Origin of the sequence: Paenibacillus sp. MSJ-34 (assembly GCF_018918005.1) — a bacterium.
Lineage (GTDB): Bacteria > Bacillota > Bacilli > Paenibacillales > Paenibacillaceae > MSJ-34.
In genome coordinates this window covers 56411-82707 of record NZ_JAHLPR010000008.1, presented here as the reverse complement: position 1 = coordinate 82707, position 26297 = coordinate 56411, and the positions used below count along the sequence as shown (strand labels likewise).

Annotated in this window: 22 protein-coding genes and 1 pseudogene; 8 read left to right on the top strand and 15 right to left on the bottom strand. The window is 51.2% G+C overall.

Features of this window, described 5'->3' with window-relative positions; genetic code table 11:
- Window positions 1-50: 50 nt before the first annotated feature.
- From KQI79_RS06000 to KQI79_RS05990, 3 genes are all read right to left on the bottom strand, one after another.
- On the bottom strand, window positions 51-2780 hold the full coding sequence (locus KQI79_RS06000) for an Ig-like domain-containing protein (protein WP_216537315.1): 2730 nt from the start codon (window positions 2778-2780) through the stop codon (window positions 51-53).
- Between the two features lie 101 nt (window positions 2781-2881).
- Window positions 2882-3154: a hypothetical protein gene (locus KQI79_RS05995; RefSeq protein WP_230190722.1), complete on the bottom strand. Its 273-nt coding sequence runs from the start codon at window positions 3152-3154 to the stop codon at window positions 2882-2884.
- A 109-nt stretch (window positions 3155-3263) separates the two neighbouring features.
- Window positions 3264-4433: a DUF445 domain-containing protein gene (locus tag KQI79_RS05990; RefSeq protein ID WP_216537314.1), complete on the bottom strand. Its 1170-nt coding sequence runs from the start codon at window positions 4431-4433 to the stop codon at window positions 3264-3266.
- Between the two features lie 217 nt (window positions 4434-4650).
- Between KQI79_RS05990 and KQI79_RS05985 the strand changes: the two genes are divergently transcribed.
- From KQI79_RS05985 to KQI79_RS05960, 6 genes are read left to right on the top strand one after another with little or no spacing between them, the layout of a single operon-like run.
- Window positions 4651-6018, top strand: a complete 1368-nt coding sequence (locus tag KQI79_RS05985; protein WP_216537313.1) for a YheC/YheD family endospore coat-associated protein — start codon at window positions 4651-4653, stop codon at window positions 6016-6018.
- 53 nt (window positions 6019-6071) lie between these two features.
- Window positions 6072-7190 carry a YheC/YheD family endospore coat-associated protein gene (locus KQI79_RS05980; RefSeq protein ID WP_216537312.1) on the top strand — a complete coding sequence of 373 codons (1119 nt, stop codon included), beginning with the start codon at window positions 6072-6074 and terminating at the stop codon, window positions 7188-7190.
- Window positions 7187-8560, top strand: coding sequence for a YheC/YheD family endospore coat-associated protein (locus KQI79_RS05975; RefSeq protein ID WP_216537311.1), 1374 nt, complete (start codon window positions 7187-7189; stop codon window positions 8558-8560). The genes KQI79_RS05980 and KQI79_RS05975 overlap by 4 nt, the downstream gene beginning before the upstream one ends.
- Complete coding sequence (locus KQI79_RS05970; protein WP_230190724.1) at window positions 8557-9669, top strand: YheC/YheD family endospore coat-associated protein; 1113 nt, start codon at window positions 8557-8559, stop codon at window positions 9667-9669. The genes KQI79_RS05975 and KQI79_RS05970 overlap by 4 nt, the downstream gene beginning before the upstream one ends.
- A gap of 11 nt (window positions 9670-9680) precedes the next feature.
- The gene (locus KQI79_RS05965; RefSeq protein WP_216537310.1) at window positions 9681-10187 is read left to right on the top strand and encodes a GNAT family N-acetyltransferase; all 507 of its coding nucleotides are present in this window, start codon (window positions 9681-9683) and stop codon (window positions 10185-10187) included.
- Window positions 10188-10229: 42 nt separating this feature from the next.
- Window positions 10230-11339, top strand: coding sequence for a YheC/YheD family endospore coat-associated protein (locus tag KQI79_RS05960; protein ID WP_253297962.1), 1110 nt, complete (start codon window positions 10230-10232; stop codon window positions 11337-11339).
- 6 nt (window positions 11340-11345) lie between these two features.
- Here KQI79_RS05960 and mnmH read toward each other — a convergent pair whose 3' ends face one another.
- Together mnmH and selD are read right to left on the bottom strand one after the other, a co-directional pair.
- A complete protein-coding gene (gene mnmH / locus KQI79_RS05955) occupies window positions 11346-12374 on the bottom strand; it encodes a tRNA 2-selenouridine(34) synthase MnmH (RefSeq protein ID WP_216537308.1) in 1029 nt (342 codons plus the stop codon).
- 24 nt (window positions 12375-12398) lie between these two features.
- Window positions 12399-13460, bottom strand: coding sequence for a selenide, water dikinase SelD (gene selD, locus KQI79_RS05950; RefSeq protein ID WP_216537307.1), 1062 nt, complete (start codon window positions 13458-13460; stop codon window positions 12399-12401).
- A gap of 192 nt (window positions 13461-13652) precedes the next feature.
- Between selD and KQI79_RS05945 the strand changes: the two genes are divergently transcribed.
- The gene (locus tag KQI79_RS05945) at window positions 13653-14279 is read left to right on the top strand and encodes a LysE family translocator (RefSeq protein WP_216537306.1); all 627 of its coding nucleotides are present in this window, start codon (window positions 13653-13655) and stop codon (window positions 14277-14279) included.
- A 436-nt stretch (window positions 14280-14715) separates the two neighbouring features.
- Here KQI79_RS05945 and KQI79_RS05940 read toward each other — a convergent pair whose 3' ends face one another.
- The 9 genes and pseudogenes from KQI79_RS05940 to KQI79_RS05900 form a co-directional block, all read right to left on the bottom strand.
- Window positions 14716-15285, bottom strand: a complete 570-nt coding sequence (locus KQI79_RS05940) for a manganese catalase family protein (RefSeq protein ID WP_216537305.1) — start codon at window positions 15283-15285, stop codon at window positions 14716-14718.
- Window positions 15286-15331: 46 nt separating this feature from the next.
- The gene (locus KQI79_RS05935) at window positions 15332-15601 is read right to left on the bottom strand and encodes a spore coat protein CotJB (protein WP_216537304.1); all 270 of its coding nucleotides are present in this window, start codon (window positions 15599-15601) and stop codon (window positions 15332-15334) included.
- Window positions 15602-15607: 6 nt separating this feature from the next.
- Complete coding sequence (locus tag KQI79_RS05930; RefSeq protein ID WP_216537303.1) at window positions 15608-15823, bottom strand: spore coat associated protein CotJA; 216 nt, start codon at window positions 15821-15823, stop codon at window positions 15608-15610.
- 180 nt (window positions 15824-16003) lie between these two features.
- Entirely contained in the window at window positions 16004-17035 is a 1032-nt protein-coding gene (gene ytvI, locus KQI79_RS05925) for a sporulation integral membrane protein YtvI (RefSeq protein WP_216537302.1), read from the bottom strand.
- A 30-nt stretch (window positions 17036-17065) separates the two neighbouring features.
- Window positions 17066-18214, bottom strand: coding sequence for a radical SAM/CxCxxxxC motif protein YfkAB (gene yfkAB, locus KQI79_RS05920; RefSeq protein ID WP_216537301.1), 1149 nt, complete (start codon window positions 18212-18214; stop codon window positions 17066-17068).
- Window positions 18215-18239: 25 nt separating this feature from the next.
- Window positions 18240-18649 (bottom strand): annotated as a pseudogene (locus KQI79_RS05915) (MMPL family transporter); the annotation flags it as partial.
- A gap of 182 nt (window positions 18650-18831) precedes the next feature.
- A complete protein-coding gene (locus KQI79_RS05910) occupies window positions 18832-19920 on the bottom strand; it encodes an HD-GYP domain-containing protein (RefSeq protein WP_216537300.1) in 1089 nt (362 codons plus the stop codon).
- 94 nt (window positions 19921-20014) lie between these two features.
- Entirely contained in the window at window positions 20015-20845 is an 831-nt protein-coding gene (locus KQI79_RS05905) for an undecaprenyl-diphosphate phosphatase (protein WP_216537299.1), read from the bottom strand.
- A gap of 45 nt (window positions 20846-20890) precedes the next feature.
- Entirely contained in the window at window positions 20891-22357 is a 1467-nt protein-coding gene (locus KQI79_RS05900; protein WP_216537298.1) for a bifunctional metallophosphatase/5'-nucleotidase, read from the bottom strand.
- A 358-nt stretch (window positions 22358-22715) separates the two neighbouring features.
- Between KQI79_RS05900 and KQI79_RS05895 the strand changes: the two genes are divergently transcribed.
- Entirely contained in the window at window positions 22716-23765 is a 1050-nt protein-coding gene (locus KQI79_RS05895; protein WP_216537297.1) for an HD-GYP domain-containing protein, read from the top strand.
- A gap of 1064 nt (window positions 23766-24829) precedes the next feature.
- Here KQI79_RS05895 and sufB read toward each other — a convergent pair.
- A complete protein-coding gene (gene sufB / locus KQI79_RS05890) occupies window positions 24830-26227 on the bottom strand; it encodes a Fe-S cluster assembly protein SufB (RefSeq protein ID WP_216537296.1) in 1398 nt (465 codons plus the stop codon).
- Window positions 26228-26297: the final 70 nt, after the last annotated feature.

The following is a 26297-nucleotide window of genomic DNA, read 5'->3' as shown; positions in this document are numbered from 1 at the left end:
GAAAAAAACGAAAGCCCCAAGGCGTTGCCGCGCCCCAAGGCTTTCGTTTTTTATTTTGTGCCGAAATTGTACCAATCCGTGGACGGTGCTTGCCGGTTCTCGTCCTTCAATTGTTCCGCTCCCGCGGCGGAAACCCGCAAGCTTGCGAATTTGCCTTTCGGCATTTTCGGCACCGTCAGCGTAATCGCCTTGCCGTCTTTGATCGAACCCCAGGCAGGCGTTACCGTTTGGCCGTTCACGACAATGTCGAAATAATCGTTCTCGTTTTTATATCCCCAGATGTTTTCGCTGAACGTTATCTTTATTTTTGTCCCTTCAGCTTCTATTTTTTTAATGAACGGGCGCTCGTTCTCTTTGTTTACGCCTTTGAATCTCGCCGAATTCGCCTTTTCAGCCACGTCGAACGGTTTCCCTTGCAAATCGACGATCCTTCCGCCATCCGCATCGTATAGAACGGTGTAAGTTTTTCCCGCCTGAAGCGGAGGCACCGCGTCCGCATGCAGTTTGACCGTTAATTTCGTCCGATCCTGCGATTCGACCAATGTTGCATTATCCCCATTCTTTAAATTGATGGAAGTATTGTCCGTCTCGTTCCATAATGTATAAGGCCCCGACCCGCTATTGACAACCGGTTCGCTGAAAGCAATCTCGAAGTTGTAACGGTCGATGGGCGCGGCGCCGATTATTCTCGGCGCGGCATTCGCGTCGCCTACCCCGGCAAAAGCGATGACATAAGGCGACGAACCGTCCGGCGCTCTCATTCCGTTCCAGCCGGCCGCATCCGTAATTTGACGGTCAATCGTCATATAATAGGTTTGCCCGGATTGGAGCGGCGTCGCCAGTTGCAGGGTAACTTCCGTGACTACTTTCCGCTTGTCGCCCACCGAATCGCTGACGACGTGAATCGGCGTGCCGTCGGCGGTTTTGACCGTGAAGGATGATTTCGCGACGTTTTTGACCGGCTCGCTGAACCAAATTTGCAGTTGGGTGCTATTTACCGCCTTCGCATTGGAAATATACGGATCCGCGTTGCTCCGGTCCGTTCCGGCAAACAATCTTACGTTCGCGTCGTCCCGGGTATCGAGCCCCGATATGCCGGAGGCGGAAGCGAAATAAATATGTCCGCCGCGGAACAAGGAAGGATTGGGCTCGTCATTCGTACGATATTGTACTCTTACCTTCTTTTTATCCGTTTGCGGATGGACGTACGCGCTCCATCCCCGCATCGAGACCGAAGCGTTGTTGTCGCGTAAAATGTCCACTTTCAAATTCGACACGTCGTTCGACGTCAAATCTTTATCGAATGCAAGCTCGATCGTATTGGAATCGACCGCGCGGATCGATTGCAGCCTGATTCGGTGCTGATCCGATCCGATGCCGACAAACGAAGCTTTCGTATTCGATTTGATCTCGTTTCCGGCGCGGTCTTTCACGTTGTTGATCGTAATTTCGTAAATTTTGCCGGGCGTCTGATCCAATGTCGTCAGCTTGACGCTCATTTGCGAATCGTCATAAACGAGATTCGCGGGATATCCCAAATTGCCGCTTACGTAATAATTCGACACCGCTTCCGCCGTTTCCCGGTTCAATCTTTCGCTGAAATAGATCGTTACCGCATTCGCGCCGGGTACGACATGACGAACAGTCGGCGGCGTCGTATCCACTTTCTCGCCGAAATAGAGCGTCACCGGTTCCATCACATTTCCGGCTTGATCGGCTATGTTATAGATCGTAATGGCGTAACGCCGGTCGTCGCGCTGCGCCGAAGTCAGCAAGGTCACTTTTTTGCCGTCGGAGGAAAGATCCGCGCTGTGCACGGTCAAGCCGTTGTTGATCGAGTAATTCGTTTTTTCCGTCGCCGAACTTTCATCGACCCGCTCCGAGAAGGTCAGTTCCACAATATAGCCCGCCTTCGCTTCGACCGATACGACGCGCGGCTGCGTATTGTCGGCGGCCAGCGCGACGAAATGCTTCACATTTCCGTCAACCGTTAACGTATATTGATAGCCTCCGTCCTGCGGTTCCGTAACGAGAGTCACTTTTTTGCCGTCTTCGCTTAGAATCGCCTGAAGAACATCCAGGGCGCTGCCGTTGTTTTTGCGAATGACGAAGTTCTCCTTTTTCACAACCTGCACGGCTTCCGATAAGTGTACTTCCAATTTCGTATTGGAAACGGCATTCAATGATTTCACTTTCAAATCTTTGTATTCCGGTTCGTTCATGCGCGAGTACATCTCGTACACCGCTTCGACAAGCTGCGCCCGTATCGCCGGAACCGTATAATCGTTCTGCTCGGCGATATAACCGAGGTCGAGCGCGACCGGCACGATCGGCTTGGCCCATGCCGACACCTTGCCTCCAACTTGCCGCGTCGAGGAAAGTTCCTGGCCGCTTGCGCGCACAAGCGTCGCCGCAAGCTGCTCGATCGTCACTTTCGAGGTCGGCCCGAACTTGCCCTCGCCCATGCCGTTCATCAATCCCGCTGCCGTTACCGCCTCGATATAGCCGTAAGACCACCGCGACTTCAGCACATCCGTATAGCTCTGATTGCGCTTGTCTTCCCTCAGGTCGAGCAGGCGAACCAATACGGCGGCAAATTGCTCGCGCGACATTTCCTCGCCGAGTCTTGCGCTGCCGTCTTCAAAGCCTGTGAAAATGCCTTTGTCTTTCAGGACTTGAAACTTCTCTTCCGTGGACAGCGATTCTGCGGAGATTATTGCTGCGGATATGTTCAAGAGCACGAGAAATGACGCGAGCAGGAGCGAAATCCATCTCTTCATTCCATTACCTCCCATCATACCTTCCAATCTTGCGTTCATTGATAAAGACGACGCGCCGCAGCAAAAAGTTTCGTCCCTCCGTTTGGAAAATTTAGCCCTTCTCATTTTCCCATTTTTCGTTCAAGCGCACGCTGCCACCCGGCAATCTTCTGCTGCCGGATTTGCCGCAATCGTTCCCGCTTCTCCTCGTTTACGCCAAGCAGAAAATGAAGCTGCGCTCCGATGACAACAAGCGTGAAACCGACCCAGACGGCGCCGAACAAGGTCGCGAGCGTCCATTCGTTCGTAAATTCGATCTTCGGCAGAGCGATCAGCAGCATCGCGAATGCAAGACATAAGTATACAACTTGATTGGTTTTCGACTTCCGTTTCACAAAAAAACAGCTCCTTCGCCAGTTTGTCCATATTCCATCCGTATGCGGCCATACAGGGAAATATGAGTCCGAACCGAAGCGAAAGAGCCGCAAATGCAAATTCGAATTGTTACATACCCATCCACAGCATCAATGCCGATTGAACGAGCCCGATCATGCCTCCGAGCAAAGCGCCCAGCCAAGTAATGGCGCGGAATTCACGCCCCGAAACGCTCAAAATAATTTTCTCCAACCGTTCGACGGGAAATTGCTCCACTTGCTCCTGAACGAGCCGGGGCAATTGAATCGCCTGAACGATATGGGGCAAGGCGCGCTCGATCGCCTTCAAACCGCTCTGGATCAGCGGAGGCAAATTTTCAGCAACCCTCGTTTCATGCCTTCCGATCAAATCGCATAGCCGCGCCGACTCGAATCGCCCCATCCATTGCTCCCATTGCAATACGGCTCTGAGCTTATCCGACACCCACGGCCATGCCTCCTCGCCGGTCGCCGTTTGAATGGCCTGTCCGAGCGGAAGCTCGGCAATTTCGTCCAGCTTGCGCTCGATCATGCCGCGAATCGTGCCGCGCAGCGCATTCGATCGCAATTGCTCCACGATAACCGGCGTCAGTTTATGTACAAGCTTGTCTTCGTCGACAAAAATCGCCGCCATTGCGCCAAGGAATCCGCCGGCTTTGTCGATGAGGCTGGCAGCCAGCTTGCGCAGCGTGCGTTGCCCTTGCGCGGAAGCCAGTTCTTCGGCCACAGTCGCAACAATCGTATCGACAGCAAGCTCCGCAAACCGGCCTTTCATGTCGGCGGACCACCCCGGCACAAGTTCCTTCAGCGGTTTGTCCTGCATGCCGTACCGATCCCATAAGCGGCGGACGCTTCCATTCGCCGTTTCCGCCAATATGCGCGCCAGCTTGGACTTGAAGTTTTCCCATCCCTCTTCGGACCAATATGCCGAAGCGATCTCTTTCACCGTTCGTTCGTCTCTTGCCCATAACGCCAATCGCACCCGCAAATTTTGTTCTATTTTGCCGCGAAATTCGGGTTTGGAAACAAGCTGCTGCAGCCCTTCCGTCGTAACCAAATAATCGGCTACGACCTCGCCCAGGGAACGGGCGATTTCCTCTTTTCTTTTCGGAATCAGGCCGGGCGTGAAGGGGACGCGCCATCTTCCGATATGCCACGCTTGTCGCGGATGAAACAGCATTTTAATCGCAAAATGATTCGTCAGGCCGCCGACGAATGCGGCGACACAAACGCTGACGAGGATAAACAACCATGTTGGCATACGTACCATTCCTTTGTCGATGTTCAGTAAGTGATAGGCGGATCATACGGCCGCAAGCGCCCAAGGAATTCGGAGCGCACTTTTCGTATGTGGGTCAATCACCAAGGTATATATGTCCTCATATGATACATTATTCGATCCCAAAGCGGATAGCATGTTTTTCTTGACAAACGAACTGCAACAGCAACCACAAGATGATGTTGGAAGGAGATCCACGATGCCTAAATCAAAAGTGTTAATCCAAGTGATCAGTTCCGGCATCATGCAAGAACATGTTCTTATGTTAGGCGATAGCTACGTGAAACTGTGGAAAATTCCTACCAACCAAAACTTGACGCTTCGATTCGGTTCGTTCAAACAAAACGTGAAAGTGGTGCCGGTACCGCGTTACGACGGACTGCGAATCAATCAAGTTTTGGCTCGCAAAATGGGACTGATCTCCGGCTCATACATTCGAATGAACTATAAGCAAGGCATTAACACGTTAAGTATGGGCCCGCTCATTAGCGTTCTGATCAGCCGGGACTATCCGAACATGCCCGACAAGCCGTTCGGCTCCATTACGTCGTTCTGTAAAGAACTGGTTGACGCTTGTCAGAAGCAAGGCGCTTACGTCTATTTTTTCACTCCGGATCTCATCGGCTCGAATACGACTCAATTGCAAGGCTGGGTATACTCCGACGGCTGGCACCGGATGACGGTGCCGATCGCCGACGTCATCAATAATCGACTTACTTCGAGAAAACTGGAGAATAAACCTAGCGTACAGCATTTCATGAAAGAAGTAAAATCGCGCTATCGTACAAGTATTTTTAACGAAAAATTTCTCGATAAAACGGAAGTGTTCGACGCTTTGAAAAGCGACGCGGCTTTGTTGCGTTATTTGCCCGAATCCCACTTGCTTCGCAATTTCTCCATGCTGAAAACGATGTGCTCGCGCCATCAAGTCGTCTTCCTCAAGCCGGTGCGCGGCAGTCTCGGGAAAGGGATTATCCGAATCGCCAAATCGCCCGACAATCACTACAACGTATACTATACGACGATTAACGGCACGCGCAAGCAAACATTCAGCAGCTTGCACAAACTGTTCTCCAGCATTTCCGGCAAAATGAAGACGACCCGGTACCAAATTCAGCAAGGCCTCACGCTGATCGAAAACAATAAACGGCCTGTCGATTTTCGCGCGCTTGTGCAAAAAAACGATACCGGCAAATGGACCGTCACCTCCGTCGTCGCCAGAATCGCCGGCGATCAGCATTTCGTCTCCAATCTTGCCCGCGGCGGTTCGCTAAGCACGGTGAAGGAAGCGGTCGTCAAATCGGTCGTTTCCCCGCAAACGAAAATGGATGCGCAGGCGAAACTGCATAAGGCGGCTCTGGAAATCGCCAAAGGGGTGGATACGCATATCCCCGCCCATTTCGGCGAGCTTGGCATTGACCTCGCGCTTGACACGAACGGGCGCGTCTGGCTGCTTGAAGTCAATTCCAAACCGTCCAAAAACGACAACACGCCGCTGAGCGACACGAAGATCAGGCCGTCGGTCAAACAGATGATCCAGTACGCCTGCTTTTTGTCGGGTTTCTAAGGACGCAGCTTTCGAAGCGCGTGCAACTTCGTAACAACTTAGGAGCGTTGCCTATGAACAAGGCTGAGCATTATCTTGGCATTATGATATGTGAAACAAGAGGAAAGCTTCCGTTTCCGGAACAATCGTTTTTTCGCAAATTATGCCTGATCGGCCGCCGATACGGTTTGTTCGTTTACGTCTTCTCGCCTTTATGGCTGCGGGCTGAAGGCATTGTATCAGGCTATACGTACACGAAGCAGGGTTGGACGCATAGAATGTTCCCTCTCCCTTCGATCATTTACGACCGGTGCAGTTACTCGAGTTGGGAACAGTACGCCAAAGTCCGGGAGGCGTTGGAACGGATGATGAAACGCCGTAACATTTTGTTTTTGGGAAACGGGCTGAAAGGCAAATGGAGCGTATACCGCATGTTGATCAAAGACGCCGCAATTCTGCCCTACGTTCCGGAAACGGTGGAATACGAAGGCTCGCAGCAACTCCGGAGCTGGCTTGACGATCATGATGGCGAAGCGTTTCTGAAACCGCATAGCGGCAGTCACGGGAAAAATACGTTGTACGTGCGTCTCGATGAGGAAAACGGCAAAATGCACGTTCATGGACGGGATCAGGCCAATCGTTTGATCCGCAAAACATTTCGGGAAGCGGCGGCAGGCTTCGGATGGATTCGCCGGTTTATCGGATCGCGCAAGTTTATCGTGCAAACTTATTTGCGCTTGAACAACCGCAACGGCGAACCGTTCGACATTCGCGCCTTAGTGCAAAAAGGAGAGAACGGCTTATGGCAATTGACGGGCATGGCCGTCAGGAAAGGAAAAACCGGCACCTTAACCTCCAATTTGCACGGCGGCGGGCAAGCGGCGAAAGTATCCCCTTTTTTGGAACAGGAATTCGGCAAAGAAAAAGGAGAAGCGATCATCGAGCAAATCCGGCAGCTTTCCGCCCGGATTCCCGAGATATTGGAATCCGGCCACGGAAGACTTGTAGAACTCGGCATCGATTTCGGCGTCGATTGGCAAGGGCGTTTATGGATTTTGGAAGTGAATTCCAAACCCGGACGTACCGTTTTTTTACGAATAGGCGATACGGAAAGCTCCGCCGAATCCGTTGAAAATCCGATTCGATATGCCCGCTATTTAGTGCTTCGACAACTTAGGAGGGTCAATTCATGAGTTTGACTTTTTGTAATGTTCATTTTACGCAGCAACCCGAAAAGGTCGTCTATGTATCCAATTCCTTGCTGAAAATGCTGAAACTGTCCGGGAAGAAATCGATTTATTTGCGTTTGGGAAAGATTAGCGTCTCGGCGACGATCAAGCCGATCAAAAAGTCGGGCAAACATCTTTATTTGCCGGCAGGAATACGCAATTCGATCCGAGTGCCGAAAGCCGGCAGCATCATGCTCTTGAACAACAACGACGAAGTCCATATCGGCCCTTTAATCGGCGTTTTATCCGACAGCGCCGTCCGGTCCGTCACGCATCCGTTCGGAAACCGTACCGGTTTTATTAAGCAGCTTCTGCGCGAAGGGAACAAGAGAGCGTATATATTCGCCTTTACGCCGCGGGATATCAATTGGCAGCAGGAAACCATTTTGGCATATTTTCTTAGCGAAACGGGCGGTTGGACGCGCAAAACCGTCCCTTTGCCCGACGTGATCTACAATCGGCTGCCAAGCAGGCGGGCGGAGACGGGCGCCGCCGTCAACAGTTTGCGGGAAAGGTTTATTCGCAAAAAGATCCCTTTTTTCAACTGGAGCTTTTTCAATAAATCCGATGTCTACGCATTGCTGGAAAACGAACCGGAGTCGTACCGGTACGTTCCCGAATCGTTCAACGGTCCCAGTCCGGATAAAATGAAGGAAATGCTCGAAAAGCATCATTTCGTTTATTACAAACCAACGGCGGGCAGCCTTGGCAAAGGCATCTACCGTTTAATCTATCATCCGAAAAAAGGCTATTTCGCCCGATATCGCCGAAGCGGCTCGAACGTGCTGCTGCGGTTCAGCAGTTTCAACAGCATGATGAGAATGCTTCATGCCAGGCATGGGCGCTCCTTGCGCAATTATGTCGTGCAGCAAGGCATCCGGCTGATTGAAATCGACAGCTGCCCGATCGATTTTCGCTTTCATATGCATAAGAACGGCAAGAACGAATGGGTTGTCGTCGGCATCGGAGCGAAAAAAGCCGGGAAAGGGAGCGTGACGACCCATTTGAAGAACGGCGGCCAGCTGCTCACTCCCGAGCAGGCATTATCCCGTACGTTCGGTTCGCGCGCGTCCGACGTACTGCATAACGCCAAACAAGTGGCGATCAAATTAGCCGAAGCGATCGAGCGCAACTACCCGCATCTGCTCGGCGAACTTGGTTTCGACATCGGGATCGACCAAGACGAACGCGTCTGGATGTTCGAGGCGAATTCCAAACCGGGACGCTCCATATTCAAGCATCCCTCGCTGAGGTCGGAAGGAAGATCTTCGTTAACCCATATTTTCGAGCATTGCCTCTACCTCAGCAAATTCCGGAGGAGGGATGAACAGTGAGCGCCAACGCTGAACCAAATTCGACCCGGCCGACCATCGCCATCTTGACGGTGGATGACGACAAGCTGTTTTTCCGCGGCAATCGCGACAATTTTATGGATTTGCTGAAATTGGGAAAGGAGGCCGGCTATCCGATCTATATCGTTACGGCGAAAGATTTAAAGCTTTCGGCCAAAAAAGTGATTGGCTACACGTTCGATTTCGAGCAAAAGGTATGGGTGCAGCAATGGTTCCCGCTGCCTAACGTCATCTATAATCGGATCCCGCTGCGCGAGGACGAACTTGCCCCTTCCGTGCAGCGGAAAATCGACGAATGTTTGAAGCATCCGAACATACGCATATTCAACCCTTATTTTTTCAATAAATGGAACTTGTTCGAGTGGCTGCGCAAATCGAAGACGACGCGTCCCTTCATTCCGCTCACCCGCAGAATGACAAGTTCGACGGAGCTCGGGAAACAATTGCTCAAACATCCGTTTTTATTTTTGAAACCGGAAAGCGGTAAAGCCGGGGCGGGTATTATGACAATTAAATATCAACCCGCCAAACCGCTTCCTTTCAAACTTCAAATCCAAAATAAGAAGAAAAGTTCGACTTACAGATGCGCCACGATTGGCAAACTTTGGGCACGTATTAAGAAGGAAGCCGGATCGATGCGCTATATCGTACAGCAAGGCATCGAACTCGTCTCCACGAACCGGCGCCCGTACGATTTGCGCGTCCTCGTGCAAAAAAATCAAAAAGGGCAATGGGATATTTCCGGGGTCGGCGCCCGCGTAGCCGGTTCTTCAAGCATTACAACCCATGTTCCGCGCGGCGGCAGCATCGAAGACCCGGTAAAGCTGCTGGAAGCGTCCTTCGGGCCCGAAGGATCGAAGCGAATCCTGGTTCGCGCCAAAAACACGGCCTTGCTCATCGCCAGACAAATCGAGCGCGGTTCCGGCTATTTGCTTGGCGAAATGTCGATGGATCTCGGCATCGACCAGCAAGGCGGCGTTTGGTTTTTCGAAGCGAATTCCAAGCCGATGAAATTCGATGAGCCGCATATAAGAAAGCGCTCATTGGAACGCATTTTTCAGTACAGCCATTTTTTGGTAAAAGCGAAGTGAGGTTATAGGCGATGAAAATACGAGTCATTGAACCGGGCAACGCGGATAAGTGGCCCAAATCAAAGCAAATGCTGCTCCGATTTGTTACCAAATACGGCGACGGCCGAATTACGACGGACGCCTTCGATCGGTTGGCAAAGCTCGCTCCCGAGCATTTGCGCAGGCGGGGAACGCAAATCGTCACCGCGACCGTATCCGTCGACGGCAAAAAGCGGCTGGTTGGCTTCTCTTTCGTCTCCGATTTCGGCCGGGAAACTTGCATCGTCATCGTCCATCCGGACTATCGGAAGCAAGAGATCGGCACCAAGCTGCTTCTGGAACAAACTTCGCGTTTGGGGCAGTTGATGTGCCAGGTGGCGCTGGACAATGCGGCCAGCATACAGATGTGTTTTAAAGCGGGGCTTGTGGCGGCGCACATGTCCGACGGACCGACCGGAAAGCCTACCTTTCATTTCGAAAGCCGGCCGGTTGCCGTCAAAACCGCACAGTCTCTTACAAAAGGATCGCAAAGAAGGTGAATTTGTTTGCCTCAACCCGTCCTAGGTATTTTAACGATATATATGAATGAGAAAAAACAATTGGAAGAGCGGTCCATCTATCAAAAAATGACGATCGCCGGCAAAAAAATCGGCATCGATTTATTCGTTTTTACGCCGGAGGACGTCGATCAGCGCAAAAAGCTGATCAACGGCATGTTTTATCAAGTTCAATCGAATAAATGGACGCGTAAATGGACGTCCTTTCCCAATCTCATCTTCGACCGCGCGCGTCTGCAAAAAAGCTACCGTTTCACCCAGTTAAGGCAGTTCCGTTCCCGCTATCATTCGCTCCTGTTCCTTAACCGTCCGCTCGGCGACAAATGGAGTACGTATCAAACGCTCAAGGAAAATTCGCTCATCAGCCCCCATTTGCCGGCTACCAAAGTGTTTACTTCCCCCGATGATGTGCTTCAAATGTTGAAACGGGAAGGAATCGTGTTCGTCAAGCCGATCAACGGCACCGGGGGCCGCGGCATTATGCGGATCGAAAAATGTAAAAATCCGAAATTATTTTATATTCAAGGCCGCGATTTGCGCCGTAAAATCATTCATCCGCAAAAAATTCACGCCGCCACGTTAGGAGCGAAGCTGAACGTTTGGACGTCCAACCGTCCTTATATCGTTCAAAAAGGAATACAGGTGAAGCTGCCTGACGGGCGCGTGCACGATTACCGCATGCTGGTGCAAAAGGACGGCAGCGGCAATTGGGGGGTGACAGGCTGTGCCGGGCGCGTCGGTCCGCAAAAGAGCGTCACGTCCAATTTGCACGGCGGAGGAATTGCCGTCGGAATGTTAAAGCTGCTTGAAGTGTGGATCGAAGACGAAGAGAAAATCAAGCAGGTAAAAGAAACGGCCGAGAAGCTAGGCGTGGAAACCGCCAAACATTTGGAACAAAAATATGGAGCGCTCTGCGAGCTGGCGCTCGATTTGGCCATCGACCGCGACGGAAACGTCTGGCTGCTTGAAGTGAATCCGAAGCCGGCCCGCGAAGTGTTTCAGCTAGCCGGTGAAAAGGAAACTTACAACCAGGCGATCTCGAAACCGCTCGAATACGCGTTATGGTTGTATAACCAAAAAGCGCTCAAAGTAAAACGAGCCAAAAAAACGGCCACAAGCAAAGAACGGAAATAATCTTCGCTATGGATGCAAGCGTCTGATTTGTTCGGCGACTTGGCTGGCCGCATCGGCTACGTCCGCCGCTTCGCAAACGATTTGCGCTTGATTGCCGGCAGCGTAATCGTAACGCGGGTCGTAGTAATGCTCAAGCAGAAGCGATATCGCTTCTTCGAACCGGTCTTCGCCCAGCAGCGATTCGATGAGAGCCGCGACAGGCGTATGGATTCGCTTTTTAATCTTTTGAAACGCCTCAATATATTGCTGCTTGCGCTCTTGCGGCTTGTACACTTCCATAATATTGCGAACTCGTTGCGCTAACGGCATGTCCACATAGATGGAGATGCCGTTAGTTTTCGCTTGGACGAGGAAATCGGGCAAAACCGCCTTGCCGATCCGTTTGCTCTCCGCCTCGATAATGATATACGGAGTGTCGCGCCACTTCTCCAATTCCTGTACAAGCAGCGACTCGAATGTTTTCTGGTTGCTCGCTTTCATGCCGATATGCCCGAATACCGATCCGCGGTGTTGCGCGAGTCGCTCCAGTTCGATCACGGGATACCCGAACTTCGCCAGGTGCCGCAATATTTCCGTCTTCCCGGTTCCGGTACGGCCGGCGACGACAATCATTTGCGAACGCAGATCGTAATTCGCCAGCGTCTCCACGACCCAATTCCGATAGGCGCGGATTCCTCCCGACAAGCGATCGGCTTGTATGCCCATCAACGAAAGGACGGTTGCCGTCGTTTTGCTGCGCATGCCGCCGCGCCAGCAGAATACGGCCTTCCTTCCTTCGATTTGCCGGAACTGCCTCACCAAATGCGGCAGCTTGGCCGAAACGATCTCCAGGCCGCGGTCCTTGGCAGCCTGGATGCTTATCTGCTTATATATCGTGCCGATTTCGGCGCGTTCCTCGTCATCGAAGAGCGGAATGTTGACGCTTCCCGGTATCGTAAATTCCGCAAATTCCCCCGGAGAGCGAACGTCGATGAGACGAACGCCTCCGGCGTTTTGAAGTTCTCGCAATTGTTCGATCGTTATGTCTTGAAACATCGAGCGGCACTCCTTTTTCTAGTTCTACTCGATCGTACCCACTACGATACGCCCCGGATGTTCGGCGACCGCTTCGCCGACGATCCTTGCTTCCACCCCTGCCTGACGGAGCGCAGCCAGCAAATCGTCGGCGCCTTCCCGGGCGGCGGCGATAAGCAGTCCGCCCGACGTTACCGCATCGCAAAGGATCCATCGATCCGTTTGATCCAGATGCGAAGCGAACGTCACCGTATCTTGCACATGCGCATAGTTGTTCTTCGTTCCTCCCGGTACGAAGCCCGCTTCCGCCAGTTCGCGGACCCGCGGCAAGACCGGAACTTGGCCGGGGTCGATCCGGAGCCCTACGCCGCTTCCTTTTGCCATCTCCGCGGCATGGCCGAGCAGTCCGAAGCCCGTTACATCCGTACAAGCGTTCACCGCGTACGGTTCCATCGCTTCCGCAGCTGTTTTATTCAATGTCGTCATCACTTGGGTGACCCGCTTGATTTCTTCTTCGTTCAGCTGATCCTTCTTGATCGAAGTCGTCAAGATGCCTACGCCGATCGGTTTTGTCAGTATCAGCTTGTCCCCCGGTTTGGCGCCCGCGTTCGTGCGCACTTTGTCCGGATGAATCGTCCCCGTTACCGCCAATCCGAATTTCGGTTCGTTGTCGTCGATGGAATGCCCTCCTACGAGCGTTGCTCCGGCTTCGCTTACTTTGTCGGCGGCGCCGCGCAATATCGCGGCAAGCACGCTTTTGTCGAGCTTTGTAATCGGGAAGGCGACAATATTAAGAACCGTCAGCGGCTTCCCTCCCATCGCGTATACGTCGCTGAGCGCATTGGCGGCTGCGATTTGCCCGAACGAATAAGGGTCGTCCACAATCGGCGTAAAAAAATCGACGGTCTGGACCAGCGCCAGTTCGTCATTGATGCGGAACACGCCCGCGTCGTCGCTCGTCTCCAGTCCGACAAGCAAATTCGAATTCGGCGTCCCTTGCGGAATGTCCCGCAACACCTGGCTTAATTCGCCCGGTCCGATTTTGCAGCCGCATCCTCCTTTGCTCGAATAAGCGGTCAATTTGATATGATGATCCCGTTCGTTCATGCGAACTCCCTGCCTTTCGATTACTTAACCTATGTATTCCATTATAATACGATTGAAGCGAATATGCGATTTATCTATGTTTGCTACCGTTAATTCGGCACGTTTGCCAAGGCTATTTTACTAACGCGCGATTTTTGTTATAATTACCTCTAAATTTATTGGAAACACGATGTGATGTGGAGGGGAAACAATATGTTCGATCTTACTACGTTGAGCACTTTTGTAGTGATTGTAATCGGCCTTTTTCTTGTGCCGGGGCCGGCCGTTCTTCTCGTCGTGACCCGTACGGCTCAGGGCGGGCGCAAAGCGGGAGTGATGGCCGGGCTTGGGATCGCGACCGGCGATTTGATTCATACGCTATGTGCGGCGGTAGGGCTTTCCGCGATTTTGATGACTTCCGCGGTCGCGTTCAATTTTGTCAAATTTGCGGGAGCGGCTTATTTGATTTACTTAGGAATTCGCGCGATATTGGAGAAGCCCGCAGATCCAGAGATGCCGAAGGTAGCCCCGGTGTCGGCTTTCCGTTCTTACGGTCAAGCCATTATGGTGGAAATTCTTAACCCGAAAACCGCCCTCTTCTTCCTGGCGTTTTTGCCCCAGTTCGTGAATCCGGAACTAGGGCCGACGATTCCGCAATTTTTGGCGTTTGGCCTCATCTTCGTACTTCTTAGCGCGGTTTATACAACGCTCATTGCCATGAGCGTCGGCGTTCTCGGGCGCTTGATCAAGCGTATCTCCTGGATCGGCCGCTGGAGCGGCAAATTTGTAGGGGCCATCTATATCGGACTCGGATTGAAAGTGGCGTTTCAAAGCCGGTGAGCACAGCAAAAAGCCTCTTCCGCGTCGAATGGAGGGGGCTTTTTCACTCTTGCTCATTGCCGCAAGCGGATCGTCTTTTTTCGCCTTTTGTGGAAATCCCTTTCGTTCAGAAAGATACCGGGTCCGCCGCGATCGTGCCGCGCCGGCATTGCCGGGGACCGTCGTTCCGTGATTTGAATCGTATCTGCGTTGGCCTGAATGAGGGGGATATCGAGCCACAGATCGCTGAATCAAACTACTGAATGAGGGGGATATCGACAGAAGGGCGGGATAAAGAGAGGTCCGAGTCGTCAGAACCGGAATAATGGACTGTTTATCCGCGTTACCCCCAATACCGTTACCCTGCCAAAAAACTTTCGATAACGCCGCGCATAAAAAATAAAGCATCTTCTGCCTGAACCAAGTTCGGCGTAAGATGCTGCCATTTTTCGTATTCTCAAAACACCTTCTTTTTATCCCGCTCGTCCTTCAATATTTCGACCGCTTCCCGGAAACGAAGGGAATGAACGATTTCCCGTTCGCGCAAAAACTTCAGCCCGTCCTGCAAATCGACATCGTCCGTCATATCGATCAGCCATTGATACGTAGCGCGGGCTTTTTCTTCGGCTGCGATATCCTCGTAGAGATCCGCGATCGGATCGCCCTTAGCCTGAATGTATGTAGCCGTCCACGGATCTCCGGCGGCATTTTGATAAAACAGCGCCTTGTCATGATTGACATAATGCGGGTCCAATCCCGCCGCTTTGATCTGCTCCACCGTCGCGTCTTTTACGAGTTTGTAAACCATCGTCGCAATCATTTCCAAGTGCGCAAATTCTTCCGTGCCGATATCCGTCAGCAGGCCGATCACCCGATCCGGAATAGAATACCGTTGATTTAAGTACCGCAATGCTGCCGCAAGCTCGCCGTCCGCTCCGCCGTACTGCTCCAGCAGCAATTTCGCCATATGCGGATCGCACTTGCTGACGCGCACCGGATATTGCAATTTTTTTTCATAGATCCACATGGATACGTTCCTCCTTATTTAGATATGACAACCGGGCGAACCGCGCTTACACCTGCCACGGCCAAGGACTCTCCACCCATTGCCATGGATACTTGGAGAAGCTGTGCCCGAATTGCATCAGCGGACCGTATGCCTGCTCGAATTGATAAGCGCATTGCATCCGCTCTTGAGCCAACTGGTTGAATTGTTTAATGGCGTTTGCGTCGGTCGGATGCGTATTCAAATAAAGAGAAAGTTCAACAAGGGCGAAATCCAACGTTTGCAATTGCTCCAGCATTTGATAATATCTTTCGTCCAAACGGTTTTCCGTTTCCATAGCGGATTACCTCCCTTTCCCCCATTTCGACTCGTACGGACTGTAGAGCGCCGGCCATAACGTTCCCCGCTTAAGCGCCTCACGCAGCGGAAACTGCGGTAAATTCGGCGGCTGAAACACGATGAATTGATTCGGCGGGACAACGTACGATTTCACCCTAATCGGCGGACATGGATCGAAAGGTCCGATAAAAGGGTAGTAATATCTAACCTGCGAATTCACTATTTTTCGACCTCCTAAAAAGTGATTTGCGATTCGCTTCGCTTCCGTTTTCTTTTACTAACATATGACGTTCGCCCATGAAAGTGACCGCTTTTTTTAGACAAAAAAACCTTCCAAGCCCGACAAGCTTGAAAGGTTTGTCACAAAACAACGATGAAACGTTTGGTTGCCGTTGCGGATTTAAAACCTGATTTTGATTTGCAGCAGTCCCGCTTTGCGCATCGCCTGATAAATAATGACGACGAGCGGACCGAGAAACAGTCCGACAACGCCCACCAGTTTAAATCCGACATAAAGGCTGATTAACGCGGACAAAGCGCCGATTCCGACGGCATCGCCCAATATTTTCGGTTCGATGACGCGGCGCAGTACGGTAATGAAGATAAATAAGACGATCAAACCGATTCCGACAAACCAGTCTCCCGTCAGCAGACAATAGATCGCCCACGGAACCAATGCCGAACCGACGCCCAAAATCGGCAAAATATCTACAATCGTGACAAGCAAAGCGATGGCCAGCGGATATTCGACCCGCAATATTAACAGTCCTGCCAATGTCGTAATATAGGTAAACAAGCTCAGTATGATTTGCGCGCGAATGAAGCCGAAGATCGATTGTTTCAAGCTGCTCATCACTTCGTTCACTTGCTTATGGGACCTTTCCTCGAACAAAGATAGAATCGACGCTCTCATCGTCCCCATGCCGAAGCTGAACATATAAACGGCTACCAAGAATACGATGAAGAACACGAACAATCCCGGAATGCCTTTGGCAAGAGACAGAAACGTTTGCGACAACGTGTTAACCACTTTCCCGAGCTGACCGCTCAATCCGGACAAAAATTGCTCGATGGAGCCTGCGACATCCGGCGAGAAATTTTGGTACAATCCTTGCGCTTGCGCGAACGCGGATTGAATATAAGCCTGTACGTCTTGAAAGTAGACGGGAGCGTATTGCCAGTAGTTCATAAATTGGACGAATACTTGCGCGCCGACGATATAAATGCCGCCGATCAGAAGAAGGAGGAATACCGTGCAAGTCAACGTCGCTGCAGGAATGCGCTTCAGTTTCAACGACCGCATCAAAAACGCGGTGATCGGCTCGAGCAGCACGGCAAGCACAATCGCGAGCAGAAAGGGCGCGCCGACCGTGAACAGCCCGTACAAAAAGCCGAGACCGAGCGCAATGACAATCAGTTGCTTGACAGACATAACTCACAACCTTTCCCGTAGATCATCTCGTTATACGATGTCAGGAAATGCGATTCTCGTTGTAAAGTCGATATTTTTGTAGTACATATCCGCTACCAGCAGATTCGGTCCGCAGCAGTTCGCAGCCGGGCAATGGCAGTTCACTTGCGCGGCAAGCGGATGCTTCCGCAACCATTCGTTAAAAACGGAATCAAGCGTCTGTTCGCGGATGTTGCCGAACGAAGGAATTGCGGCGAAATCGGTCACGAACACATCGCCGGTAAACAAATTGACATTAAGCCGGTTGCGCCCGTCGGGATCGTTGCGGAGCGTTACATTCGGTTCTGCCTGCAGCCGCCGCAACAACCGCCGGTCCTCGTCGTTGTCATTGCAGCGGAAGAACGGCAGCGTCCCGAAGAGCATCCATAACTCCGGATTGCGGCCGTCGAGCAGCCGATGAATGGCTGCGCGCATTTCGTCCAGCGACAGCATCGGCAAATTGGATGCGAACGCCGACGGATACATCGGATGCACTTCATGCCGGCGGCAGCCCATCTCGTCGATGAGCCGATGAATTTCGACGATCTTATGATGCGTGCGGTAATTGATCATCGATTCCGCCGATACGAACATACCCGCCGCGCTCAGCTTGCGCGCGTTCTCGATCATTCTTTCATACAGCTTCGCCGCGGCGTTGTAATTGACCTCATGCCCCGTACGGGCGAAACCGACCGCGTGAAAGTCTTCGGCGCTCGTATAGTTGAAGGAGATATGCATAACGTCCAAGTAAGGAGCAAGCGCCTCGTACCGTTCGTAATCCAACGTGACGTTCGAATTAAGCTGCGAGCGGACGCCACGTTCGCGGGCGTATTTCAGCAACGGGATCATGTATTGTTCCACCGTTTTCCGTTGAAAGGAAGGTTCTCCTCCCGTTATGCTGATCGTTTCCAAATGCTCTACTTCATCGAGCCGCTTCAACATCAGTTCGAGCGGAATATGCTCTCCCTCCGTCACGGATAGCGAGTATCCGACCGCGCAATGCTCGCACCGCATATTGCATAAATTCGTCACCGTCATCTCGACGCTCGTCAATACATGCTTGCCGTACATTTGCAGGGAACGAATCGGATCCCACGGATCGTATTCCGGCGATAAAGGCTGCGCCGTTAATGCTTCTGCTACACTATTTCCATTCTTCATCTTGCAAACACCCGTTCCTATTCCGTTATTTTGACCGGGGACGAATCGGGTTCATCCATTTGGGCGCCCACCAATTCGCCTTTCCCATCAGTTTCATGAAAGCCGGCACGAGAAAAATACGAACCAGCGTTGCGTCCAGCAACACCGCCGTCGCAAGCCCTAAACCGACCGCTTTCATCATTTCATTATCCGTGAAAATAAACGCTCCGACCACCGTAATTAAAATAACGCGGCGCTCGTAATCATGCCTCCGGTCTTCATCAGTCCTTTAGCAGTACTACGCATGTTATCGCCCGATGTTTCATATTCTTGGGAGATGCGCGAAATGAGGAATACTTCGTAGTCCATCAAAATGCCGAACACGACGCAAAAAATGATCAGTATCATAAATACGGTGCCGGTCGACGTTGCCTGAAACAAATCTTTCAAATAGCCCGATCCAATGGCCCCATCGCCAAAAAACGCCCTTCACGGCTGCTTCTCTCAACTGCTATGCTCCCTACGGTCGATGTTCGTTCCGCGGCTTGGCTATCCATCGATGAAACTCGAAAAAAACCTGGCGCGTTGCCAGGTTTCATGCGAAACGACTTGTGCCGATCGAAGCATGCAACGTCGATCTAACCCACTTCCGTAATGATCAAATTCAGGCGGGTGGACAGATCGATCTCGTAAGGAGCCGAGAGCACGGTATTGTCGGGCGACTGCAGCACGCGGACGACCGGACGCTGCGGGTTGCTCGGATGAATCCGTACAACGACGCCCTTCTCCCCCGTGTTTAGCCGCACGTCGATTCCTAGCGGGTAGATGGCTACCTTGTCCCGAAACGTTTCCAGCATGCGCTGCTCGTACAATGTTCCCGAACCGGTATACAATATTTCCATCGCCTGATGCGGAAGACGGGCTTGCCTGTACACGCGATGACATGTCATGGCATCGTATGAATCGACTACGCCGATCCATTTGGCGTATTCATCGATCGCGTCCCCCTGCAGTCCGCGCGGATACCCGCTTCCGTTAATCCGTTCATGATGTTGAAACGCGCAATGGGCGGACAACAACGGAATATTGGGCTCGTCCTTCAACATTTGGAAACCTAAGACGGTATGCCGTTTCATCTCCGCAAATTCCGACTCCGTCAGCGGTCCGGGCTTAAGCAAGATGTCATCGGATATTTGCGTCTTGCCGATATCGTGCAGCAGCGCACCGAGTCCGAGCGTCATTAGCTCATCGCGCGAATACCCGTTAGCGATGCCTAACAGCGTCGCATACATGCATACGTTCAAGGAATGACGAAATAAATAATGATCGGTCGAGTTGATTTCCGTAAGCATAATCATCGCATCTTCGTGGGCGCTCAAATCGTCAATGACCGATCCCAGCACTTTGCGAAATTGCTTGCCCAATTGCGGATAGGAGAAAGCCTGTTTGTGCTTCTGCACGGGCTGCTCCATTAACCTGCGAAATTGGGATCGTATTTCAAGCATCGCCGCTCGCCTCGTTGTTTCCGACAATAGTTCGGGAACGACGACATCCTCTGTCATCGGGTCTGCGATATACACGAAATCGATTCCTAGACGCTCCAGCCGCTTCAAAATCGAAGCGGTCAATTCGGCGTTCTCCGCCAGCAATACAAGTCCTTCATCGTTGATTATTTTTTTGGCAAGCCTTATGCCGGGCTTGCAAGCATGAATGGATAACAAACGCAATGACAAAACCCCTGTTCCGCTCCGTGAATATTTCTTAGCAATCGGCAAGGGGCAGAAATTCCGTCCCTTTTAGTATTGGCATGTTTGCCAAATTTTAACGCATCACGAAAAACCAAAATAATGCGGCGATCAGAAAACGATAATACGCAAAATGCCGAAGCTGAATTTTTTGAATATATTTTAAAAATGCGACAACCACGATATAGGCGACGACGAATGAAACGATGAAGCCGACGATGAAAAAGCCAAGGTCGCCCGATAAAATAGCTTTGTAGCTGCTCAGCAGTTCATAGCCTGTGGCGGCGCACATAATCGGAATGGCGATCAAGAAGGAGAAATCCGCGGCCGCTCGATAGCTAAGACCGCTTAACATTCCCCCGGAAATCGTCGCGCCCGAACGGGAGAAGCCGGGCCACAAGACGGAAATACATTGATATAAACCGACGATGGCCGCTTGCTTGTATGTAATGCCGTCCATATCATGCGCCGTCGTTCTCACTTTGCTGCGCGACATAAGTTCGGCGAACAACATGAACACCCCTCCGGCCGCCAGGGCGAGAAGCACCGTCTTGGCGCTGAACAAGCTTTTAATATAATCTTTGGCGAAAAAAGCGACGATTAATGCCGGCGCAATCCCAAGAGCGACATGCAGCAAATTCAGCGTCTTCTTCGGCGGTTCGTTCAATTTCCGCGATTCCGTGCGGTAAATGCCGAGCATATTCATAATCCGCTGCCTGTAAACGACGGCAATGGCCAAAATGGCCCCAAGCTGAATAATGACTTCAAACGATTTATGCAATGCGTCCTGGTCGTTAATGCCCATTAATTCCGATGCCAAAATCATATGCCCTGTCGACGAGACAGGGATAAATTCCGTCAAGCCTTCCACGATGCCCAAAATGATTGATATGAGTATGGAATTCATACCGCATCATGCCCCTTCCGCTATAAGAGGTAAAATAGAAAGCCCTCATTCATCGTTTCGCCTATCGTGTTCTTCTGCTCCGCTTCGATGCCAACGGCGTTGAAGGCTTCGGCGCACTTGATCGCCGTCCTGCAATTCCATTCTGACAAGGTCGCGAATGAATTCCGGCAAATAATATTGCACGTCCGCACCTTCCTTCAACGTCTGATAGCCGATGCCGAACGTGAACATGTCGATCGTTCCGACGTTATAGGTTCGTTCGGCGTCAAGCGGTTCCCCGTTGACGGTAACCTGTACAATTTTATCATACGGGAAGTTGTTTGGGTTAAACATAATTTCCATCCCGTCTATGCATAATGTGCCGAGCGTCTTGCCGCGGAAGCCGAATCCGCGAATTTCCAGTTGCGTGAACTCGGGCAGCAGCGCTTCCTCCAGCGCGCGAAGCAGTCCCGCGCCCGTTAACGTTATGCGGCACGGGTTGATCGGCGAAGGGCAAATGCGATGCAGCATTCCCCTCGTTACGGGGCCCGCAGCCAGCGGCGCAGTAAATTGTCCCGCGTTGACCAGTCCGAGGTCCGCTTTCGTCCATTTGCGCAGGGCGGCGGCAAGCAAGTTGCCCAAAGACGATTCTTCGTCCGTTTTCGCCGAAAGATCGCAAGCCAATTCGGCCACCGTCTCGTTTAAATTTCGTTCCGCTTCCGTCTTGCGACCCCTTATTAACGACTCGATCCCCTCATGCGGCGGCAGATCGTCAACCGGAACGCAGCCGGCTTCAAGAACGCGGCATCGCCTTGAAAGCCGATCGAATTCGATCACGACTTTGCCCACATGATGTCCGAATTTGCCGGCAGCGCAAACATAGGTTTGTCCGATCCGTTCGGCCTTGTCAAACAAATGATGCGTATGACCTCCCAGAATCAAGTCGATGCCTGGAATTTGCTCTGCCATCATGCGGTCATGTTTAATGCCCAGATGGGACATAACGACGATGAAATCGACCTGTCCGCGCAATCGAGTCACGCATTCCGCTACAGCCGCCAAAGGATCGGTCACATGCCAATCGATCAAACGGTAGAAATCGGAGAAAGCGGCTGTCACTCCGATCAAGCCGATCGACATTTCTCCTTTGCCGATGATGGCATAGGGTTTCAACCAAGCCGGTCTCTTCCCATCGCCGGAGCGTACCATATTGCTGCCGATAATTTGGAACGAGATGGGATCGGCATAGGCTTGGGCCAACTGCTGCGGCGTATAGGTCAACCCTTCGTTGTTGCCGAGTACGACCGCTTCGTAGCCCGTTGCGTTCAGCACCTCGACGTTCGCCAGACCGCCGGTTCCTTCCGTTTCGACGCGCATCCGATCCATATGATCGCCGATATCGAGCAGCAGCGTCTCCTCCCCGGTTTTCCCTTGCCGTTCCCGACGCACGAACGTGGCGATTTTGGCCATTTGCTCGAAGTGGCTGTGAATGTCGTTCGTATGCAGTATCGTCAAAATTTGTTGGTCACTCATAGCGTCTCCCCTCGCGTGTTTACCTGCCGGATTCGATCAAGATTCGCGACGGCTTTCATCGCTTAAATGCGGCCGCTCGTCCGCGAAGGACCCCGATAGTCGTCTCTCTCATATATACGGCGTCATAGATCGTTTCAGTACAACCTTAAGATGGCGATGCAACCGGATCCGCATGCCGCATAGGCCTTTGGAACCCGTTATCATCGATGCCGGCGATATACCGGCCCTGTTCCGATACTTAGGTCTTAGTCCTATTTTCGCAAATCATATGAATCTGTCGAAACCTTATTGTAAGAGCATAATTTAGTTGATATCATTATAGCAAGAAAAATATGGCATAAAAAAGGTGGCGTCCTAGTTGAAAATACATGTATCCGAACTCTCCGTAGGAGACATAGTACTAACGGACATTTTCAATTCCTATGGACTTCATGTATTATCCAAAGGAACGTGCTTGAACGAACAAGATATTTCCAAGCTGTACAACCATCAGATCGAATATGTCGATATTGAGCCCAGATCCAAAGAATCGTTTCTGACGGAATTCGACGAATTGTCCCAAGAAGCGTTCCACAGAATTAAACCGTATTATGACCAAGCGGTGGAAGGCTACGGCGAAATATTCCACGAAACCGCCAGAAGCGGCACGATCGACAAAAAAGCGGTACAGGAAATGGTTACACCGCTCACCCAACATATTAAACAGCAGAGCGATGTCGTCAATTTGCTGCTCATGTTGAATAATAAAGACGATTATACGTACCAGCACTCCATCGAGGTCGGTATGCTATCTTATTATATCGCCGTTTGGACAGGTTATAAAGAGGAAGAAGCCTTAATCATAGGCAATGCCGGTTTCCTGCACGATATCGGCAAATGCCGCATCGATTCGGATATATTGAACAAAACGGAAGCGTTGACGAAGGAAGAAGCGGAAGAGGTTGCCAAACATACCATTTACGGCTACGAGCTGATCCGCAACTCGCTGTATCAATATTCGATCGCCACGGCCGCCCTCCAGCATCACGAGCGGGCGAACGCGTCGGGATATCCGTTTGGGATGCCGGGCGACAAAATCCACCCCTATGCCAAAATCGTCGCCATCGCCAACGAATACAGCACGATGATTTCCGCCAGAAATTCGCAGGCCCAGCGGGATTTGCTGACCGTACTGCATGAATTGCATCGGCTTAGCTTCACGGAACTGGATCCGACCGCGACGCATACGTTTATTGCGCATATGATCCCGAATTTCATTGGAAAGAAAGTGGTGCTCCAAACCGGAGATGTCGGCAAAATCATTATGACCAACAAAGACGATTTTTTCCGTCCGCTGATCCAAATCGACGACCGTTTCATCGACCTGTCGACGGAAAGGGATTTGGTTATTAAAGATATTTATTTATAGGAACGTTCCTGAGCGGAAGCTCAGGAACGTTTTATTCTTGTAGCAGCGAGCGAGGGACGATAGGATATGCGGAACCACGATCTGCGGCGATACCGACGAGGTATGTTCAGCGGCCGGAGCGAGGGTATCGATTTATTGCGGACCGTTTTGACGTGAGAGAACGGAACAGAAAACGAAAATGATTTTTCGTTTACATTTAGACGGATTAGGGTGGATTAAGGTTCAAATATCACGGTTTGTGTATGAAATTTCGAACAAAATCGACGGATTGGATCAGTGCGGTCATTGTGTATGATTTATCGTACACATTTACGAATTAGGGCTCAAATCCACCGGCGTTTCCTCGAAATAGGCTGCGAATTCGATTTCATGAAAGTAATCATACGTGATTGGCCGGCAACTCACCGAATACCAATTCCTGCGAACATGCATGTATTTGCCCAACTAAACAGGAAATGAGTCATAAAGCGTGCGATTAGAGTTAATTTCATCATTCGCCACCGTTGGTTATTGCGCATATTGAAGGGTCTACCTCCCTAGGTGATCCGTGCGGACCTACGCTCCTTATTGGCGCTAACGAAACTGGCAAACCTTATTGGGCTCAAAATGAAGACGTTCCCAATTTAACGAATATACGTATCGTTATTCATAGGAAATCGGCGGTTTTATCGCATTTTTTCCCTCATTAGCGTGTTTCCGTTTCATTACAAAGAACAACAAGGTAATTTACAGGCGATTAGCGTGTATGCGTTTCGTTAGCGCTACGATGAGTCGTCGGCCGCAAGCGGTATTTTGAAATTGACTCATTATGCAGGAATTCCGCCCTAAATCATCCCACTCGCCATCGAAACGAGAAAAAAGATGCATTTACCAGGCTTTGCTGTAGCATCCGCTACTTGGCCATCAACAATAGTGACAACTTCTGACACAGACTCGGTATAGCGCAAAAAAATAAGAAGACGAACTTTAAAAGTTCGCCTCCTATACGAAAAGAAAAAATCTGAATCGGCACAAATTCGGCACGTGCCTTTTTGTAAGAGCGGAAAACCATTCTGGAATAAGGCTTATCCGATACTTCCTTCCATCTCGAACTTGATCAACCGGTTCATCTCAACCGCGTATTCCATCGGCAGCTCTTTCGTGAACGGCTCGATAAAGCCCATGACGATCATTTGCGTCGCTTCCGCTTCGGTTAAGCCGCGGCTCATCAAGTAGAACAATTGATCCTCGGATACTTTCGATACGGTCGCTTCATGCTCGAGCGTAATGTTGTCGTTCATGATTTCGTTGTACGGAATCGTGTCCGAAGTAGATTCGTTATCCAAAATGAGCGTGTCGCATTTGACGTTCGCTTTGGAACCTTCGGAATTGCGCCCGAATGTCGCCAGCCCGCGATACGTTACTTTGCCGCCATGCTTGCTGATCGATTTGGAAACGATCGTCGACGTCGTATCCGGAGCCAAATGATGAATCTTCGCGCCCGCGTCTTGATGCTGTCCTTTGCCCGCAACGGCGATGGACAATACCATCCCTTTCGCGCCGCGTCCTTTCAGGATAACGGCCGGATATTTCATCGTCAGCTTGGAGCCGATGTTGCCGTCGACCCACTCCATTGTCGCATTTTCTTCGGCGACGGCGCGCTTCGTCACGAGATTGTAAATGTTCGGCGCCCAGTTCTGAATCGTCGTATAGCGAACGCGGGCGTTTTTCTTACAGATAATTTCGACAACCGCGCTGTGCAAGGAATTCGTACTGTAGATCGGCGCCGTACAACCTTCAACGTAATGTACGAAGCTGTCTTCATCGGCGATAATGAGCGTGCGCTCGAATTGGCCCATGTTCTCGGAATTGATGCGAAAATAAGCTTGCAGCGGAATTTCGCATTTGACGCCTTTCGGCACGTAAATAAAGCTTCCGCCCGACCAAACCGCACTGTTCAGCGCAGCGAATTTGTTATCCGTCGGCGGAACGACCGAACCGAAATGCTCCCTGAAAATTTCCGGATGTTCCTTCAAAGCGGTATCGGTATCCATGAAAATAACGCCTTGCTCTTCCAGATCTTTCTGCATGCTGTGATACACGACTTCCGACTCGTATTGCGCCGAAACGCCGGCCAGAAATTTCTGTTCCGCTTCCGGAATCCCCAATTTGTCGAACGTTTCTTTAATTTCCGCAGGAACTTCTTCCCATGTTTTCCCTTGTTTCTCGGACGGTCTTACATAATATTGAATGTCGTCGAAGTCCAAGTCGTCCAAATTGCCTCCCCAACGAGGTACCGGCATTTTTTGGAATTGGGCCAACGATTTCAAACGGAAGTCCAGCATCCATTCCGGTTCGCCTTTAATCCGCGAAATCTCTTTGACGATTTCCGGAGTCAAACCTTTTCCGGTTTGGAAGACAGCCTTATGTTCGTCGCGAAAGCCGTATTTATACTCTTCCAGTTCAGGCATTTTCTTCGCCATTTCGAATCCCTCCTAAAAGTTTGGTAAAGGGGCGTCTCCGCCTCGAAAGCGTTCGTTCGCCATCGTTAGG